This is a genomic window from Marinobacter sp. UBA5687, assembly GCF_002420325.1.
GTDB classification, from domain to species: domain Bacteria; phylum Pseudomonadota; class Gammaproteobacteria; order Pseudomonadales; family Oleiphilaceae; genus Marinobacter; species Marinobacter nauticus.
On the sequence record NZ_DIHV01000066.1, the window covers coordinates 1 to 16018 of the forward strand.

Consider the following 16018-nt stretch of genomic DNA (forward strand, 5'->3'; position numbering starts at 1 on the left):
CCAAATTTCGGGGTCCACTTCAGTTACCGCATGTCTGCGAAGCAAACTTAATGGCTGCGCAAGAGCGTTATGCCGATATTGCTGATGCCTTGGGCGAAAACATCTACGGTTTGCCGGTACGTGAGGCTGCACAAATGGCTGTAGTGGCGATTCGTTGTCTGTCGGTTGATGTGGGTATCCCAAGTAATCTGACTGAATTGGGTGTGCAGGATAAAGACATTGATGCAATGGTTAAGCATGCGCAGCAAGATGTGTGTGCATTAACCAATCCACGTCGATTGAATGACAAGGAAGTGGCGGCAATCTTCCGTGCTGCAATGTAGTTATTGCTAGCTAGAAACGTAGCTGACAACCACGCCTCGCCTTAAGCAGCGGGGCGTGTTGCGTTTTAGATGCTGTATGAGCGGGCCATGCCCGCGACAGCGGTGTTGTATTCCAAATAAAGTATCGAGATGAGTATGCGCTCCATAAACCCCACCTTCCAGCAGGGCTGCTGATCAGTAACTATTGACCTGTCCGCAGTTCCACGGCAGCAGTGCTTCGTAGTCAGCGGTGGTCGTGGTCAGGGGCAGGCGCTCCAGCACGTGGCGCAACCAGGCATAGGGCTCCTGCCCGTTGGCCTTGGCCGTTTCGATCAGGCTGTAGAGCAGCGCGCTGGCATGGGCGCCCTTGGATGTGTCGCTGAACAGCCAGTTTTTGCGACCTATGACGAACGGACGGATGGCACGTTCGGCTGGGTTGTTGTCGATCGGCAGGTGGCCGCCTTCCAGGTAGCGGATCAGCCTGGACCAGTTGTTGGACAGGTAGCTGATAGCCTTACCCAGCGCACTCTGCGGTGTGATGTGCGGCTGTGTCTTGTCCAGCCAGCTTTTCAGTTGCTGCAGGATCGGCTCGCTTTTTTGCTGCCTGATTTGCCGGCGCATGCTTGCCCTCACGCTCTACGCCATACAGTTTGTTGATCAGGTTCAAGGTAAGCGTTCATTCCACGACGTTCTGCCATTCGACAGGGCGCTACGACACGTCTGACTGCGCAAGTTTGCCACAACCTCAGAGTATGCGTAGCGTAGACGAGTTGGCTATAGAGGTATGAAAGAGTCGCCATTAAACAAAAGCGAACATTCGGATGGCCTCAGAGATCCCCGGCTCTTTCTGCCTTGGTTGGGTGCTTGGTCATTTCTCAAGAACCCGGCAAACGATCAAATGGACTCACAGTTCCTGCTCGTCGATCGCCAATAATGTGGGTGTAGATTTCAGTCGTCCGAATATCGCTGTGGCCGAGGATTTCCTGATTCGTTCGGATATCACTTCCCGATCTCAGCAGTTCAGTGGCAAAGGCGTGGCGAAAGGTTTGCGCCGTCACCCGTTTGGTTATTCCGCTGGCTCGCACGGCCTGCCTTAATTGCCGCGCGTATGTCGAATGACGAAGGTGATGTCGACAAACATAGCCTGCAACGGGGTGAACGCATCGTGTTGAAGAAGGGAAAGATACTGCCAACCGAAGTCTTTCATGACCGGTCCGTATTTCTTGTGTAGAGAAGCTGGGGCTGATGTGAGCCCGAATCCCTCGGCCAGGTCCGACTCATGTACCGCTCGTGAATGGGCGATTTGCCCTCCAGGCTCTCTCATAGGTTGCCGCGGATGAGGGTATATCGATTTTTTCGGCCCTTACCGTTGAACACCAGCAAATTCCGAATTTTCAGGTCGATGTCTTTTATGCGAAGCGAGAGAGCTTCGCTGATCCTCAAGCCACAGCAATAAAGGAGCGCAGTAATTAGCCAATACTCTGCGTCCATATTTCTTAAACTAGAAGCGACTTCCTCTGGGTTGAGAACCGTCGGCATGCGCCTGGGTGTTTTCGACATCTTGTAGTGCAGGTTTTCGATCTCCCTCTTCAGCACATTTTTGTAAAGGAAGATTATGGCGCAGAGTACCTGGCTTTGGGTGGAGGAGCTGCCCCCTCGATTTACGGCGAGATGATTTAGGAAACGCTCGATTTTGTGATTGCGCATCATCTCAGGGTGTTTCTTGTCATTGAACAGAATGAACTGGCGAACCCAGTAGAGATAGGTTCTCTCGGTTCGATAGCTGTACTGCTTCGTTCTGATTTCTGTGCGAACCGATTGCAGAAACGGTGATTTAGACACAGTCACCCCTCCTTGGCCAAAGGCTGTATGTTTGTACAGCCTTAATGAGAAAGGCCGCGAAAATGTCAAATATTCTGCGGTGTAATCTGCATGGCGCTGCACACATTCCACAGAGCATTCTAGTAGCCCATTGATTTTGCGTAGGAAGTTTTTGGTCCTTCGGATTTAACTGGCAGAAACGTGCCACAATCAATCGCCTGCAAACTTTTCACAGACCCCGGAGAAGAAAAGCGCCCGAGAGCGGGATGGTAAGGGCTTGAAAGGTGGATATGATTCAGGCCGTGACTCAGTTTTGGACGGGGTGGTGGCGTTGCGGTTTAGTAAGAATTCAAAGCAACAAGTTGTTAGGCATCCCCTTACGTGTCGATATTTTTAACATTATTTTCTCTTGATGAAAATATTTCCTTCAATAACAAATAGATGTTAATTGGAACAATATTTGCTTTGGTTCTTTTCATGTTAACTACATAATATGCGAGGAAAGGATAATGAAAACACATATTAAAGCTATAGCACTGTGCACATGCCTTAGTGTTGCAGGTGCGAGCAACGCGGGTATTATCGATTTTTCTTCTCAGGGCTTACATACAATTCTTGGGTCGGTTAGTGATGTGACGTTTGACCAACCAGGTACCCACTCTGGACAAGCAGGCTTTAGAGTAATAAATAATGGCGGCACTGCCGGTAATTACGTGTTTAATAGCTTTGGTGAGGACTTTCTGGGGTTTACGTTCGATAATGCTGTAACTCTTAACAGTCTAGACATAACACGAGACCCATTATGTTGTGGAGGCTCTGGTAATGCATCTGTGGAAATCTTGCTTTACGATACATTTAATAGCTTGCTAAGTTCTACCTCTGTTACAGGAGGGACAAATTGGCAGACAATTGTTTTTGGCCAGCAAGACGTGTCTAGAGTTGTATTTGATGTCGCCTCGTACTATAACCCTTATGACAACCACTCAGGTGACCATGACTGGTTCGGGCTAGACAATATAGTATATGACAACAAAATTAGCAGCGTACCAGAACCCTCAAGCCTTGTGCTGCTTGGTCTAGGGGTTGTGGGCCTTGGTCTTTCCAGAAGAAAGAAAGCAGCTTAACTAAGCGTTAATTCTGTTCAACAAGCCTCGAAATTATTCGGGGCTTTTTTATGTTTTAAAATAAAAGCACACTCGGATAAATTGAAACTTATCTCCTATCGTCGCAAAGCTTAAATTTACCGGTGATTTAGGCGCTATTCCAAAATTTGAATGTTCGCTTTGCGACCTTAACGTAACCTCGATTATGCGTAGCGTCGATGGCTTGGCTATGTATGGGAGGATGAAAGCGTCTCCATTTGCTGATTCAGGATGGCCTGGTGCTGAGGACGCTGAGCGCAGGGAACCGGCGAGACTTGCAGGAAGCGGTGGAAAACCGGCGTGGCCGGCACTCCACCACCGCCGCCAGCTAATTACCTATTGAGGATTAGTGCCGTGGTCGGTGACGCCCCTCTGGCAGGCTTCACCTGGAATGGGAGGCACCCCTTCAGCGGTTTAAGCAAGAAGTACGGGCTAAAGGGCTAAGCATCTGTGCTGCTTGGCTGCCCACCGCCTATCACAGGAATGAAGATGACCTCGCATACCACGGCGCGTTGATGGTGAGATTTGGTCAAACAGAATGTCGGCCGGTGACAGTAGCGCAGCGCGCTCGGAGGTTTAATATCCGTTAACCCGGCCGACATTATCTGTATTATTGCTGCTTTTTCTCGTTCTCCATAACTTCTTTAAAATCCGATTTCCGAATCAATCCATGTATGCCTTTGGTCCCATCAACAACCTGCGAAACTTCATAGTCCGTAGCAGCTGACAAATAGGCCAAGGCCGTCGCCCGATCCATCCCCAGCTTCTCATGCAAAAAGCGGATCGACTCACGCACCGCATCCTTCATGGCTTCGTCAAGGTCCTTATCTAGCCCAATGGGAACCCAGTGCGTAGGGGTTTCCCCAAATGGCTTTTCGAGGGATCCGGACGCGGAAGGTATTTGAGCATCTCCTTTTTTCAGCACAGTGAGGCGAAAGGTTGGGCGCAAGCTATGCTCTAACGCGGTCAGCGCAACCTCGCCGTCCCCTTGGGCCATATGTGGATCACCCGTGTAAAAGTTTGCTCCGTCTACTAACACAGGAAGATATATGGTGGATCCCACACCTAGATCGTTGATATCGATATTGCCACCATAGATATCAGGAGGAACGCTATGTACGGCGTCCTCTGTATCGGCGGCCACCCCCATAACGCCCATGAACGGTGCTGTTGGGAATACAACATCGGTACCCGCGTCTGTTTTCATGATGGCTTCCCAAGAACCATCATCAGCCTTTCGGATTGGCGTGAAAATAGAAACATTATGGTAGTCGCCGGGATTGTCGGCACCTCTGCCAATCGCTGGGGCGCCCACTCCATAGTTATGCTGCTTGAGTTCGACACGTTCTTTTAGCCCGGAAGCCAGCCGTAATTCCCGATGGTGTCAGTACTACCTAGCAAAAAGGTGGGCACTCTTCAGCACCAACGGCCGGCTAAACTATGAGCTCAAGAACACAGCAAGATATCGTCATCAAGCTAATGCGTATGTCGTGTCCTCATAACGACATTGATTAGCCCAAGGATCGGAAGACGTTATCGAAGAGAGCTTGGCTAAGCTGATGCAAGTGAATCCGGATCTTCTGGTTGGGACGTCGATGGGAAGATGGCTGGCGGGCATTCTGTGAGCCGAAGCCGGTATTCCGGTTGTCGCCATCAATCCTGTGACGGATTCTGCCCACACTTTCACGTCCTGGATAGGCCCGGATGTCGATCATCAGGGTAGGCCTATCAACTGACAGACGAAGTGGTTTCTGGCTACTATTCTTTCACCCGCTGGGGCAGCGGGCTGTTGCTGCTGGATCAGGGGATGAACCGCTTCCGTGGAATGACACCGTCGGGGCGCTTGGGGATTATTTTCCGGTTTATAGCTTTGAGGGTGGCAGCCACCGGGTTGAGCATATGGAAGAAGCGTTGAAGCTGATTTGGGAATATGTGAAGGATTGAAACCGAAAACCAGGACTGTATGAACGGATAGACCGAACCATGAATTATGACACTCTCAAGCAGTGCCACCGCGATGAGCGAGGCGGCTGCCCCGCCAATCTCAGCCTGCGGGTTCATCGGTCTATGAACTGGCTGCAGCGAGCAGGGCAACTTGAAGACCCCTGGATTGGAGCGGGCAAATAAGTTCCTTTGCTTGTGAGCGACTCTGCCAGGTCGATTTGCAATTAATAAAAGCAAGAAGGCCTGAGGTCGTTCAGGCCTTCTTGATATCTCAGAAGAGTAATTCCGGCAACCAGGTTGCGATCTCCGGGAAGATCATGATCAGGATGATCCCAACAATTTCTACCAGCACAAACGGTATGATCGACTTGTAGATATCGCTCATCGTGACCGACGGAGGCACTACACCTTTCAGGTAGAACAGGTTGAAACCAAACGGTGGTGTCTTGTAACCAATCTCCATGTTGATCACGAACAGAATACCGAACCAGATTGGGTCAAAGCCTAAGGCAGTAATAATCGGGATAAACACCGGCAGAGTGATCATCATGATGCCGACAGGATCCAGAACCATCCCCAGAAAGAAGATGATGATCATCATGGCAATGACGGTTCCCCAGGCTCCGCCTGGAATCATGGCCATGATGCTTTCTATCAGAGCCTGGGCGCCCATGCTCTGATAGGCGGAGCTGAATGCGTGGGCCGAAAACAAAATCCACATCGTTAGGCCGGTCAGCTTGAGTGTACGGATCGCGGCTTCATTCAGTACCGACCATTTGAACTCGCCATAGACAGCTGCAGAAATCAGCGCACCGAGGACGCCCATGGCTGCGGCTTCTGTGGGTGTGGTGAGTCCGCCCATGATGGAGCCCAGTACCATTCCCACCACGCTGATCGGCAGGAGAACAGAGCGCAGGGCGCGGAACTTTTCAGGCCAGGATGCCCGGTCTTCTTTAGGAAGCGCTGGTGCCAGGTCTGGCTGCAGGGCGCAGCGGACAACAATATAGAGGGTGGTGAGTACCATCAGCATAATGCCGGGCATAACACCTGCAGCAAACATCTTGCCTACGGATACACCCGTAATCAGGGCATACAGAATCATCAGGATACTTGGCGGAATCAGAACACCCCAGCCGCCACCAGTATTGATCACCCCGAGTGCCATCTGCTTGTCGTAACCCCGGGAGAGCATGGAGGGGAGTGCGATCGCACCCATAGCGACCACTGCCGCACCGCTGATGCCCACCATGGCTGCAAATACCGCACAAATACCCAGAGTACCGATGGCCAGGCCGCCCCGGAGGCCGCCGAACCAGAGATACATCATGCGGTACAAGTCTCGCGCAACACCTGTGCGTTCAAGAATCATTGCCATGAATACAAACAGTGGTATGGCCACCAATGTAAAGCTTTCCATGGTGCCCCAGATCTGGGAAACCACCATGTAGAAGGAGTCAAAGCCCCAGGTGAAATAAAGAAAAACAACAGACACACCACCCAGCACGAATGCCAGTGGCAGGCCAAGTAACAGGAAAAACAGCAGCGAACCAAAGAAAAGAAGCGTCATGACTTCAATGCTCATTATGCTTCTCCTTCTTCAGAATGGCTTTTCCGCTCGGTGGGGTCGTAATAGCTCAGGTTAAATGCGATGGCGATATCCTCCAGCAACCTCACAATGCCTTGCAGCAGCATCAAAACAGAGGCAACAAAGATGGCTCCCTTGGCTGGCCAGATAGGCGGGTTCCAGGCAGAAAAGGAGGTTTCCCGGCTTTCGAACGACTCAAAGGCCATGTCAAAGCTGAACCAGACCAGCGCCAGCATGAAAATGAAAAACAGAATAGAGGTGAAAATGTCGACAAAGCCTTGGGCCCTCAGCTTAAGCGTCGAGTGCAGCAGATCGACATTCACGTGCCCGCGGTGGGCCATGATGTATCCGCCAGACATTACTGCGTATACACCGAACAGCAGCTGTGTCAGTTCATTTGTCCACACCGAAGGTGAATTGAAAAAATAGCGCAGAGCTACTTCAAGTATCAGAAAGACAAACATGGGAAAGACGATCAGGGCTATACATCGGCCAACGTACTCGTTGAGCCTGGTGACGCCTTTCATGAATGCGCTGACTACGCTCATGGCACTCTCCGGGGGACTTTGATGTGAACTGAGAAAACAGGCCCCGGGGGTTAATCGGGGCCTGTGGTGTTGCGTTTAAGATCAGAGGTAGCCAAGTTCGCCAAGGAACTGCTTGAGCAGGCTCAGAGCCTTCTTGGCCTCATCGCTGCGCTTGGCTTCTTCATCCCACATGCCCTGGGCGGTCTGGGCAAGCTTCTGCTGAACATCATCAGGCATCACGTTTACTTCAACACCTTGATCAGCAACGGCCTTGGCCAGGGCGATACGCTCTTTGTACAGATACTGGTTGGTACGAATCCAGAATTGCTCATCCAGAGCCTGCTTCACTACCTGTTGGAGGTCTTCAGGAAGTTTGTCCAAGGCCTTCTGGCTGACGATGATGACATCAGTGCCGGCAATGTTCAGCGCAGGCTGAACGTGGTACTTGGCAACATCGTACAGGCCCATGCTCGCAGCACCCTGAGCAGCGCCCCAGTGGGCGCCGTCTACAATGCCGGAATCCAGTGCGGTGTACAGTTCACTGCCCGGGATATAGGAAGCGGAAGCACCGGCTTCGGTCAGGAACTTCTGAAGCGCACCGGAGGAACGGATTTTCAGCCCCGTGAAGTCCTCCCAGCTGTTGATGGGTTTGCTGGTAACCATTTCGGTCGGGTAAACCTTGTCGGTTGCCCAGTAAACGCCAGACTTGGCGGCTTCATCCCGCAGCATTTGTTCGAAGCCCATGTTCTGGTGGAAGTACGCGGCTTCCCAAACGTTTCGGAATGCGAAGGGCAGGCCAGAAGCAATGCCGGCCAGGGTCATCTTGTCCTGGGCATAACCGGGAGAAATCGTACCCATTTCCAGAATGCCACGACTCACGGCATTGAAGGTTTCTGTGGCCTTGAACATAGCGCCTGCTTCAAACAGCTGGAGCTTGATCCGGCCTTCAGAGCGTTCTTCGATCACATCCTTCAGTCGACCAAGGCTGTCCTGGTAGGAGCTGCTGGAGCCTGGCCAGTGGGACTGAACCTTCCAGGTGTAGGTTTTTTCAGCGTATACAGGTGCGCTGGCGATAACAGCAGATACACCCAGTGTTAACGCGGAGGCATAGGTTGTAAGGTTTTTTCTGAATGTGGCAAGGAAGCTCATAAATTTGCTCCGGTACTTGTTATAGTTGCATTGCTCTTGTTTCGCAGTGCAGAATATAGAACTGCACCGTGAACTGTTGTTGTTCGACTTTATCACAAGATTTGCCATTTGCAATAGGACGTTTTTCTCCTGTTTCAGAGGGGGAGGCGACGCTCAGGAGATATGCATGATCAGGAAATATAGCCAAGAAAAAACGATCCATCTTGTCATAGATCGTCCGGAAAAAAAGAACGCCCTGAACCGAAGTATGTATGAGCAGCTTGCAGGTTATGTGCGGGAGGCAAATTCTGACCAGCACGTGCATGCCATCGTCATCTCGGGTGCTGAAGGTGTGTTTACCGCCGGGAACGATCTTGATGATTTCCGGGCGCGGGCTACGGACGAAAACCCGAAACCCTCTGCCGGCCTTGCTTTCATTGAGGAGTTGATGGCTTGTGATACTCCGGTGATTGCGGCGGTGGAAGGGTTGGCGATTGGTATTGGCACCACTATGTTGCTCCATTGCGACAGCGTATTTGCGGGGCGCTCGGCCAGGTTCAAAACTGCCTTTGTTGATTTGGGATTGGTGCCGGAGGCTGCTTCAACTGTGACCATACCATTGCACCTTGGCTCCCGGATGGCTGCTGAATTGCTGTTGTTTGGTGAAACCCTGGATGGCACCCAGGCCGGTGAGTGTGGCCTGGTAAGCCGGGTGGTAGATGATGGACAGGCTGTGGATTCGGCCTTGGCCCTGGCGGGCAGGCTGGGAGAAAAGCCCCGAGACGCATTGCGGGCCAGCAAGCGTTTAATGAAGGCGCCATGGCGCGACCAGGTGCAGCAGGCATTGGAGCGGGAGCGCAGTGTGTTCAGTGAGCGCTTGCGTTCCGATGACTGCCGTGATGCCCTGAATCGTATGCAGCGCCGTTAACCGGCGCTGTTTTCCCAGTAAGGCGTTCTTAGCTCCCGCTTCAAGACTTTGCCAATGGTAGAGCGAGGCAGTTCCTGTCGGAACTCTACGGCACTCAGGCGCTGGGTCTTGCCCAGATGCTGGTTGGCCCAGTCCCGGATTTCCTCTTCTGTTTCCTGGCATCCGGATTTCTTTACCACCAGAGCGAGGGGAGTTTCGCCCCATTGGCTGCTGGGTATGCCGATAACCGCAGCATCGGATACCGCAGGATGGCTGAGGACGACTTTTTCCAGGTCTACGGCGTAGATGTTGAAACCGCCGGAAATAATCATGTCTTTCCTGCGGTCGAGAATATGAACAAAGCCGTCTTCGTCAATGCGGCCCATATCGCCGCTGCGATAAAAGGCAAGTCCATCGGGGCTTTGCCACAGCATCTCCCTGGTCTGCTCCGGGCGGTTTACGTAACCCCGCATCATGGAAATCGCGCGCCCGACAATCTCGCCGATCTCACCCTGAGGCAGCTCCTTGCCATCTTCGCTGATCACACGGACTTCCGCCCCCTCGGTGGGCAATCCGACGGTATCCCATTTGTCCGGATAGGCAGCGCAGTCGAGGCTGGTGGAAATGCCGCCTTCTGTGAGGCCATAGACCTCCCGGATATTGCCTGGCCAGCGTTTCATGGTTTCGGCGATCACATGGGCCCGGAGCGGCGCACTGGTACAGAGCTTGAGCTTGAAGCTTGAAAGGTCAAACTGGTCGAAGTCCGGAACCGCCAATATGCGCTCAAACTGTACGGGCACCAGCATGGCGTGGGTGACTTTGTGCTGTTCTGCCAGTTCAAGGAAGCGACGGGCATCAAACTTGGCCATCAGCACGAGGGTGCCGCCATAGAAAATGGTCGGTAGCACCGATACCAGGGTGGTGTTGGAGTACATTGGTGTCGATACAAGGTTAACGGCTTCACCGTTGAGCCCGAACCGGCTCATCCTGACCATTTGCCGCTGGCGGAACCGGTAGTCGTGGAGTATGCCCTTGGGAGTTCCGGTCGTGCCTGAACTGTAAATGATGTTGAACGGATCGTTCAGTGTTACCGGCGCCGGGTCTGGCTCGGCGGGAATCGATCCCAGCCAGTCCTTTAAATGCTGTCCGGCAGCATCGTTGTCCAGCCCGATCACCTCATCGTCATTCAGGCCGGCCCGGGGGCTGGCTTCGGCCCAGATATCGAGGTTTTTACGGGAAACGAACAGGAACCTGGAGCCGCAGTCACGAATCATCAGAGCCAGGGATTCGCCGCTGGCCATACCGGAAAGCGGTACCATGCAACCACCCGCCACCAGGGTTCCCAGATATAGGGCCACCATTTCCCTGCTGTTTTCCGACAAGGCCGCAACGCAGTCGCCTTTTTTAAGGCCGGCCTGTCGCAGCCTGTTGGCAATGCGGTTGACCTCATGCAGCAGGCCGGCCCAGCTGAGTGCTCCCTTTTCGTCGATGATTGCGGTCTTGTCGCCTTGTCCGCTGGCAAAGGCCTGAATACGAAAACCGATGGCCTCCATGGCTTCGCCGGAGTCAGGGGGAGCGTATACGGGCATTTCGTCAAATCGCGTTTTCATTTTGTCATCCTTTGATGTTGTAGTTTTGCTAGATGAAATTAACTTCCAATTATATTGACTCATAACCGTTGCGCGTGACAAATTATCTGGAAAGCAAAATAGAACACACAAAAATAAATCATGTTAGCGGGGAGAATTTCATGGGGCGATTTGATCAGCGAGTGGTAATCGTCACCGGGGCCGGAAGTGGTATCGGGCGGGCAACCGCACTCAGGCTGGGTCGCGAAGGGGCATCCGTTGTGCTTGTTGATGTCGCCGAGGGTGGCTTGCTCGAAACCGAAAATCAGATGGCCGATGGTGTATCTGTGCTGCGTCGGGTGGCAGATGTTGCTGATGAGGCTGCGGTAACTGCCCTGGTAGCCGAAACCATGAAGACCTTTGGCCAGATTGATGTGCTGTGCAATATCGCCGGTATCGCCAGTATTTCCGGAGCCCATCCGCCGGTCACCGAGAACAGTCGTGACGAGTGGGAGAAAGTGCTCGCTGTAAACCTGCTGGGAACCATGCTGACGATAAAGCACGTTGCACCTCACATGCAGGCCCGCAAGAAGGGCAGCATTGTCAATACTGCATCGGTTGCTGGTATTCGTTCGGGGGCTGGAGGCAATGCCTACAGCGCATCAAAGGCCGGCGTGATCAATCTGACCATGACCGCAGCCTGTGACCTGGGGATGGACAACGTGCGGGTAAACGCTGTTTGTCCGGGGCTGGTTGAAACCGGTATGACCCAGAAAGTCTTTGACTATGCCCGGGCACACGAAAAAGCCCACAAACTTGGCTCCCGTTGTGAACTCCGCCGTTATGGCGACCCTGCAGAAATTGCTGCCGCCATCCTTTTTCTCGCCAGTGACCACGCAAGTTACATTACCGGCCAGGCCCTGGCCGTTGATGGCGGGAACACCGCGTCCCTCAACCTGCCTGGAATGAAAGTCTGATGAGCAACAGTAGTCTGCACATTACCGGTGGCAAAGACTTGCCGGGTTTTCACAACATGCTGGGCTACCGGCAGGTGTCGTGGGAAGAGGACGAGGCCGTGATCGAGCTGGAAACCCAGGCCGATCACCTGAATCTGGGTGGTGTGATCCATGGCGGAGTACTTACCTCCTTGCTGGATATTGTCATGGCCGAGGCCGGCACTTACTGCCCCTATCCCGGGCGCATGCGCAAGGCTATTACGCTTTCGCTGACCACCACGTTTACTGGGCAGTGCACCGGGGGCGTAATCCGGGTGACCGGTCGTAAGCGCGCGGGTGGAAGCAGGATTTTTAACAGTACCGGTGAAGTTCACGACGAGCAGGGCAATCTGCTTGCAATCGGTGAGGGCACTTTCCGGATACGTTCTGGTAGTGAGAAACCTGAAGGCGTTCCCGTCTGAATGCCTGCTAACGCGATTGCCGGCGTTAGTAGCAGTCGCAAATAACTGAACAGAGAGGAAACGGATATGTTCGAGCTGTCTGACAAGGCCAAGAAACTGCAGGCCGAATTAACCGAGTTCATGAATGCCTATATCTACCCGAATGAAGAAAAGCATCACCATCAGGTGGCAACCGCGGAGAACCGTTGGGCACCGGTTCCGATCATTGAAGAGCTGAAAGAAAAAGCGAAGGCTGCCGGGCTGTGGAACCTGTTCCTGCCAGAAAGTGACCTGGGGGCCGGCCTGACAAACTTCGAGTACGCACATTTGTGCGAGATTATGGGCCGTTCCGAGATGGCTCCCGAGGTATTCAACTGCTCCGCGCCGGACACCGGCAACATGGAGACCATTGCCCGTTACGGAAACGAGGAACAGCAGGAGCAGTGGCTGAAGCCGCTTCTGGATGGAAAAATCCGATCCTGCTTTTCCATGACAGAGCCGGATGTGGCTTCCTCTGACGCAACCAACATTGCTTGCGAGATTCGTCGGGAAGGTGACGAGTACGTTATTAACGGTCGTAAGTGGTGGTCTTCAGGTGCCATGACCACCACCAGCAAGATTGCCATCGTTATGGGTAAAACCGACCCCTCCGCTCCCAAGCACCAGCAGCAGTCGATGATTCTGGTGCCGCTGGATGCACCCGGGGTGAAAATGATTCGCCCGCTGACGGTATTCGGTTATGACCATGCGCCGCACGGCCACGCCGAGATTCACTACGACAACGTGCGTGTACCGGTCAGTAATATCCTGCTGGGTGAAGGTCGCGGCTTTGAAATCGCCCAGGGGCGCCTCGGGCCGGGCCGTATCCACCATTGCATGCGCACCATCGGTGTCGCCGAGCGGGCCCTTGAACTTATGTGCAAGCGCGCGAATGCCCGTGAGGCCTTTGGCCGCCCGCTGTCCGAATTTGATTCCATCCGGAAAGACATTGCCCGTAGTCGCATCGACATCGAGCAAGCTCGCCTGATGACCCTTAAGGCTGCCCATATGATGGATACCGTAGGCAACAAAGTGGCCCGTCAGGAAATTGCCATGATCAAGGTGATCGCCCCGAGCATGGCTCTGAAGGTCATCGACCGCGCAATACAAGTGCACGGTGGTGCTGGCGTCAGCCAGGACACCTTCCTGGCGTCGGCCTGGGCGAAAGTCCGTACCCTGCGCCTGGCAGATGGCCCGGATGAGGTTCACCTGGATTCCGTCGCCAAACTTGAATTGCGTCAGTATCGCTGAAACAGCTGTTACCCAGAGTAATAAGGATTCGGAAATGACTAATCCATTATTTGATATGACCGGGAAAGTGGCTGTTATCACAGGCTCCACCAAGGGCATTGGCCGGGCCATTGCCGAAGAAATGGCCCGTTGTGGTGCCCGGGTTGTGATCTCCAGCCGTAAGGCGGAAGCCTGTGAACAGGTAGCCAGTGAAATGCGGGCCCAGGGCTTTGATGCCATGGCCATCGCTTGCCACGTCGGCAAGAAGGAGGACCTGCAAAACCTGGTCGACAAAACTAACGAAGCCTGGGGCACCATCGACGTTCTGGTTTGCAACGCCGCGACCAACCCGGTGTATGGTCCGACCGCGGAAATGACCGACGATGCCTGGGACAAGATCATGGACACCAACGTCAAGGGAACCTTCTGGCTCACCAATATGGTGCTGCCACAGATGGCCGAAAAAGGCTCAGGTTCTGTGGTGCTGCTGTCCAGTATTGCCGGTATTCGCGGCAACACCACTATCGGCACTTACGGTGTGTCCAAGGCGGCAGAAGCTGCCCTGGCGCGCAACCTGGCCGTTGAGTGGGGGCCGAAGGGTATCCGTGTAAACAGCATTGCGCCGGGCCTGATCAAGACCGATTTTGCCAAAGCGCTTTGGGAAGACCCGGTTCGCGTAAAGCGGGCAGAAGACAAAACCCCGCTTCGGCGCATCGGTGATCCGATCGATATTGCCGGCCTGGCTGTTTTCCTCGCGACCCCGGCCAGTGCCTACATTACCGGGCAGGTGATTGTTGCCGACGGTGGTGAAACCATCTGCTGATACCGGGAAACCGGAACACCCCTGCCGCCGGGCACCTGTCTGGCGCCAGGGGTAGTCAGAACATAACGACAAGAGATAATCATGAGCATGACTCCAGAGCTGGTAGCGGTTCTGCCAGCCCACAAATTCGATGAAGCCCGCCTGCTCAACTGGCTTCAGCAGGCATTGCCGGAATTCGGTAACCAGATGGACGTGAAGCAGTTTCAGGGCGGGCAATCCAATCCCACCTTTCTGCTGGATACCGGCAACAGGCGTTATGTACTGCGGAAGAAGCCCCCGGGAAAGACGCTGCCTTCGGCTCACATGGTGGAGCGGGAATACCGCGTTATGCGCGCGCTCGCTGAACACACGTCCGTTCCGGTACCCAATGCTCGCGTACTGTGTGAAGACAGTGAGGTCATTGGCACTCCCTTCTACGTGATGGATTTTCTGGAAGGCAGGATTCACTCCCATTCAGCACTCAAAGAGCTGGAGCGTGAAGAGCGAATGAGGGCTCATCACTCAGCCATCGACACGCTGGCAGCTTTGCACTCTGTGGATGTCAACGCTATTGGCCTGGCAGATTACGGCCGCCCGGAGGGTTATGTGTCCCGTCAGGTGGCTCGCTGGAGCAAGCAATATCTCGCATCCCGGACGGATGACCTGCCGGCCATGGACAAGCTGATGGCCTGGCTGCCGGAGAACCTCCCGGCCAGGGACGAGACTTCGATTGCCCACGGTGACTACCGGTTTGGCAACCTGATGCTGGCACCGGATCGCCCGGACGTAATCGCGATCCTGGATTGGGAGTTGTCGACTCTCGGGCATCCGCTGGCAGACCTTGCCTATTACTGCCTGCCATACCACCTGCCTGCTGATATGCCCGGTATGCGTGGCCTGAATGGCGAAGATCTGCAGGAGCTTGGTATACCAAGCGAGCAGGAAACGATTGCACGGTACTGCGCGCAAACCGGCCGGGACGGTATCGATGACTGGCACGTGTTCCTGTCGTTCTCATTATTCCGGCTGGCGGCCATTCTTCAGGGCGTTTACACGCGGGCTCTGGATGGCAATGCTGCCAACGCCAATGCGCTGGAAGTTGGCAAGCGTGCCAGCCTGCTGGCGGATATCGGCTGGCAGATTGCTTGTGAAGGCCGGAAGCCATGTGCGGAGAAGCGATGATGCAGGGAAAGATTGCCAATCGAATTCTGATTACCAACGATGACGGCATCAATGCGCCGGGTATCGCTATCCTTGAAGCCATTGCCCGGCGGTTGGCCGATGAGGTTTGGGTTGTGGCGCCGGAACATGACCGCAGCGGGGCTGGCCAGAGCATATCCATTCACAGTCCGTTACGGGTTTATCAGGTTGGGGCTAATCGTTATTCGGTTTCAGGCACACCGGCCGATTGCGTGTTGTATTCCCTGGCCGAGTGGTTCGGGGAAACACCGCCAGACCTGGTGCTCTCCGGTGTGAATTGCGGAGCGAATATCAGTGATTCGGTCCAGTACTCGGGTACCGTTGGAGCGGTACTGAGTGCACACCACATGAACATTCCGGCCATTGCGCTGAGCCAGGCCTACCTGAACCGGGACGACGTCCGCTGGTCGCCGGTGGAAACCTTTGC

At 53.9% G+C, this 16018-nt stretch carries 17 protein-coding genes and 2 pseudogenes; 11 read left to right on the top strand and 8 right to left on the bottom strand.

Going from position 1 to position 16018, the window contains the following annotated elements:
• Window positions 1-323 (top strand): annotated as a pseudogene (locus B3Y70_RS07055) (iron-containing alcohol dehydrogenase); the annotation flags it as partial.
• Between the two features lie 174 nt (window positions 324-497).
• On the opposite strand, the pseudogene B3Y70_RS07060 reads toward B3Y70_RS07055, so the two are convergent.
• The 3 genes and pseudogenes from B3Y70_RS07060 to B3Y70_RS07070 form a co-directional block, all read right to left on the bottom strand.
• A pseudogene (locus B3Y70_RS07060) lies at window positions 498-975 on the bottom strand (IS66 family transposase); the annotation flags it as partial.
• 202 nt (window positions 976-1177) lie between these two features.
• Window positions 1178-1387 carry a tyrosine-type recombinase/integrase gene (locus B3Y70_RS07065; RefSeq protein WP_235853353.1) on the bottom strand — a complete coding sequence of 70 codons (210 nt, stop codon included), beginning with the start codon at window positions 1385-1387 and terminating at the stop codon, window positions 1178-1180.
• A 235-nt stretch (window positions 1388-1622) separates the two neighbouring features.
• Window positions 1623-2144, bottom strand: a complete 522-nt coding sequence (locus tag B3Y70_RS07070; RefSeq protein ID WP_235853352.1) for a phage integrase N-terminal SAM-like domain-containing protein — start codon at window positions 2142-2144, stop codon at window positions 1623-1625.
• Window positions 2145-2632: 488 nt separating this feature from the next.
• On the opposite strand from B3Y70_RS07070, the gene B3Y70_RS07075 reads away from it, so the two are divergent.
• Window positions 2633-3247 carry a PEP-CTERM sorting domain-containing protein gene (locus B3Y70_RS07075; RefSeq protein WP_114435625.1) on the top strand — a complete coding sequence of 205 codons (615 nt, stop codon included), beginning with the start codon at window positions 2633-2635 and terminating at the stop codon, window positions 3245-3247.
• Window positions 3248-3875: 628 nt separating this feature from the next.
• Here the strand turns inward: B3Y70_RS07075 and B3Y70_RS07080 are convergent.
• Window positions 3876-4472 (bottom strand): acetamidase/formamidase family protein, encoded by a 597-nt coding sequence (locus tag B3Y70_RS07080; protein WP_081698937.1) that lies wholly within the window; start codon window positions 4470-4472, stop codon window positions 3876-3878.
• A 497-nt stretch (window positions 4473-4969) separates the two neighbouring features.
• Here B3Y70_RS07080 and B3Y70_RS07085 point away from each other — a divergent pair, with 497 nt between their 5' ends.
• On the top strand, window positions 4970-5209 hold the full coding sequence (locus tag B3Y70_RS07085) for a hypothetical protein (protein WP_152526072.1): 240 nt from the start codon (window positions 4970-4972) through the stop codon (window positions 5207-5209).
• A 39-nt stretch (window positions 5210-5248) separates the two neighbouring features.
• Entirely contained in the window at window positions 5249-5392 is a 144-nt protein-coding gene (locus B3Y70_RS07090) for a hypothetical protein (protein WP_156509988.1), read from the top strand.
• A gap of 88 nt (window positions 5393-5480) precedes the next feature.
• Here the strand turns inward: B3Y70_RS07090 and B3Y70_RS07095 are convergent, their stop codons facing one another.
• The 3 genes from B3Y70_RS07095 to dctP form a co-directional block, all read right to left on the bottom strand.
• Window positions 5481-6791 carry a TRAP transporter large permease gene (locus B3Y70_RS07095; protein ID WP_023008943.1) on the bottom strand — a complete coding sequence of 437 codons (1311 nt, stop codon included), beginning with the start codon at window positions 6789-6791 and terminating at the stop codon, window positions 5481-5483.
• Window positions 6791-7342 (bottom strand): TRAP transporter small permease subunit, encoded by a 552-nt coding sequence (locus B3Y70_RS07100; RefSeq protein WP_286892954.1) that lies wholly within the window; start codon window positions 7340-7342, stop codon window positions 6791-6793. The genes B3Y70_RS07095 and B3Y70_RS07100 overlap by 1 nt, the downstream gene beginning before the upstream one ends.
• 81 nt (window positions 7343-7423) lie before the next feature.
• Window positions 7424-8470: a TRAP transporter substrate-binding protein DctP gene (gene dctP, locus B3Y70_RS07105; RefSeq protein WP_023008945.1), complete on the bottom strand. Its 1047-nt coding sequence runs from the start codon at window positions 8468-8470 to the stop codon at window positions 7424-7426.
• A 166-nt stretch (window positions 8471-8636) separates the two neighbouring features.
• On the opposite strand from dctP, the gene B3Y70_RS07110 reads away from it, so the two are divergent.
• Window positions 8637-9377 (top strand): enoyl-CoA hydratase/isomerase family protein, encoded by a 741-nt coding sequence (locus B3Y70_RS07110; protein ID WP_288589483.1) that lies wholly within the window; start codon window positions 8637-8639, stop codon window positions 9375-9377.
• Here B3Y70_RS07110 and B3Y70_RS07115 read toward each other — a convergent pair.
• Window positions 9374-10966, bottom strand: a complete 1593-nt coding sequence (locus tag B3Y70_RS07115) for a class I adenylate-forming enzyme family protein (protein ID WP_288589484.1) — start codon at window positions 10964-10966, stop codon at window positions 9374-9376. The genes B3Y70_RS07110 and B3Y70_RS07115 overlap by 4 nt on opposite strands.
• A gap of 140 nt (window positions 10967-11106) precedes the next feature.
• Between B3Y70_RS07115 and B3Y70_RS07120 the strand changes: the two genes are divergently transcribed.
• The 6 genes from B3Y70_RS07120 to surE all read left to right on the top strand — a co-directional run.
• Window positions 11107-11901, top strand: coding sequence for an SDR family NAD(P)-dependent oxidoreductase (locus B3Y70_RS07120; protein ID WP_286892959.1), 795 nt, complete (start codon window positions 11107-11109; stop codon window positions 11899-11901).
• The gene (locus B3Y70_RS07125) at window positions 11901-12341 is read left to right on the top strand and encodes a PaaI family thioesterase (protein WP_286892961.1); all 441 of its coding nucleotides are present in this window, start codon (window positions 11901-11903) and stop codon (window positions 12339-12341) included. Before B3Y70_RS07120 ends, B3Y70_RS07125 begins: the two co-directional genes overlap by 1 nt.
• A 66-nt stretch (window positions 12342-12407) precedes the next feature.
• The gene (locus B3Y70_RS07130; RefSeq protein ID WP_232901755.1) at window positions 12408-13610 is read left to right on the top strand and encodes an acyl-CoA dehydrogenase family protein; all 1203 of its coding nucleotides are present in this window, start codon (window positions 12408-12410) and stop codon (window positions 13608-13610) included.
• Window positions 13611-13644: 34 nt separating this feature from the next.
• Window positions 13645-14412 (top strand): SDR family NAD(P)-dependent oxidoreductase, encoded by a 768-nt coding sequence (locus B3Y70_RS07135; protein ID WP_031210154.1) that lies wholly within the window; start codon window positions 13645-13647, stop codon window positions 14410-14412.
• An 81-nt stretch (window positions 14413-14493) separates the two neighbouring features.
• Entirely contained in the window at window positions 14494-15573 is a 1080-nt protein-coding gene (locus B3Y70_RS07140; protein ID WP_288589487.1) for a phosphotransferase, read from the top strand.
• Window positions 15573-16018 (top strand): 5'/3'-nucleotidase SurE (gene surE, locus B3Y70_RS07145; protein ID WP_288589488.1); only part of this gene is annotated, 446 nt, incomplete at its 3' end. The genes B3Y70_RS07140 and surE, both read left to right, overlap by 1 nt.

What these genes read in the sequence shown, in the direction of transcription:
- B3Y70_RS07075 (WP_114435625.1), top strand. Translation starts at nt 2,633, where the DNA reads ATGAAAACACATATTAAAGCTATAGCACTGTGCACATGCCTTAGTGTT.
- B3Y70_RS07080 (WP_081698937.1), bottom strand. Translation starts at nt 4,472, where the DNA reads ATGAAAACAGACGCGGGTACCGATGTTGTATTCCCAACAGCACCGTTC.
- B3Y70_RS07085 (WP_152526072.1), top strand. Translation starts at nt 4,970, where the DNA reads ATGTCGATCATCAGGGTAGGCCTATCAACTGACAGACGAAGTGGTTTC.
- B3Y70_RS07090 (WP_156509988.1), top strand. Translation starts at nt 5,249, where the DNA reads ATGAATTATGACACTCTCAAGCAGTGCCACCGCGATGAGCGAGGCGGC.
- B3Y70_RS07095 (WP_023008943.1), bottom strand. Translation starts at nt 6,791, where the DNA reads ATGAGCATTGAAGTCATGACGCTTCTTTTCTTTGGTTCGCTGCTGTTT.
- B3Y70_RS07100 (WP_286892954.1), bottom strand. Translation starts at nt 7,342, where the DNA reads ATGAGCGTAGTCAGCGCATTCATGAAAGGCGTCACCAGGCTCAACGAG.
- dctP (WP_023008945.1), bottom strand. Translation starts at nt 8,470, where the DNA reads ATGAGCTTCCTTGCCACATTCAGAAAAAACCTTACAACCTATGCCTCC.
- B3Y70_RS07110 (WP_288589483.1), top strand. Translation starts at nt 8,637, where the DNA reads ATGATCAGGAAATATAGCCAAGAAAAAACGATCCATCTTGTCATAGAT.
- B3Y70_RS07115 (WP_288589484.1), bottom strand. Translation starts at nt 10,966, where the DNA reads ATGAAAACGCGATTTGACGAAATGCCCGTATACGCTCCCCCTGACTCC.
- B3Y70_RS07120 (WP_286892959.1), top strand. Translation starts at nt 11,107, where the DNA reads ATGGGGCGATTTGATCAGCGAGTGGTAATCGTCACCGGGGCCGGAAGT.
- B3Y70_RS07125 (WP_286892961.1), top strand. Translation starts at nt 11,901, where the DNA reads ATGAGCAACAGTAGTCTGCACATTACCGGTGGCAAAGACTTGCCGGGT.
- B3Y70_RS07130 (WP_232901755.1), top strand. Translation starts at nt 12,408, where the DNA reads ATGTTCGAGCTGTCTGACAAGGCCAAGAAACTGCAGGCCGAATTAACC.
- B3Y70_RS07135 (WP_031210154.1), top strand. Translation starts at nt 13,645, where the DNA reads ATGACTAATCCATTATTTGATATGACCGGGAAAGTGGCTGTTATCACA.
- B3Y70_RS07140 (WP_288589487.1), top strand. Translation starts at nt 14,494, where the DNA reads ATGAGCATGACTCCAGAGCTGGTAGCGGTTCTGCCAGCCCACAAATTC.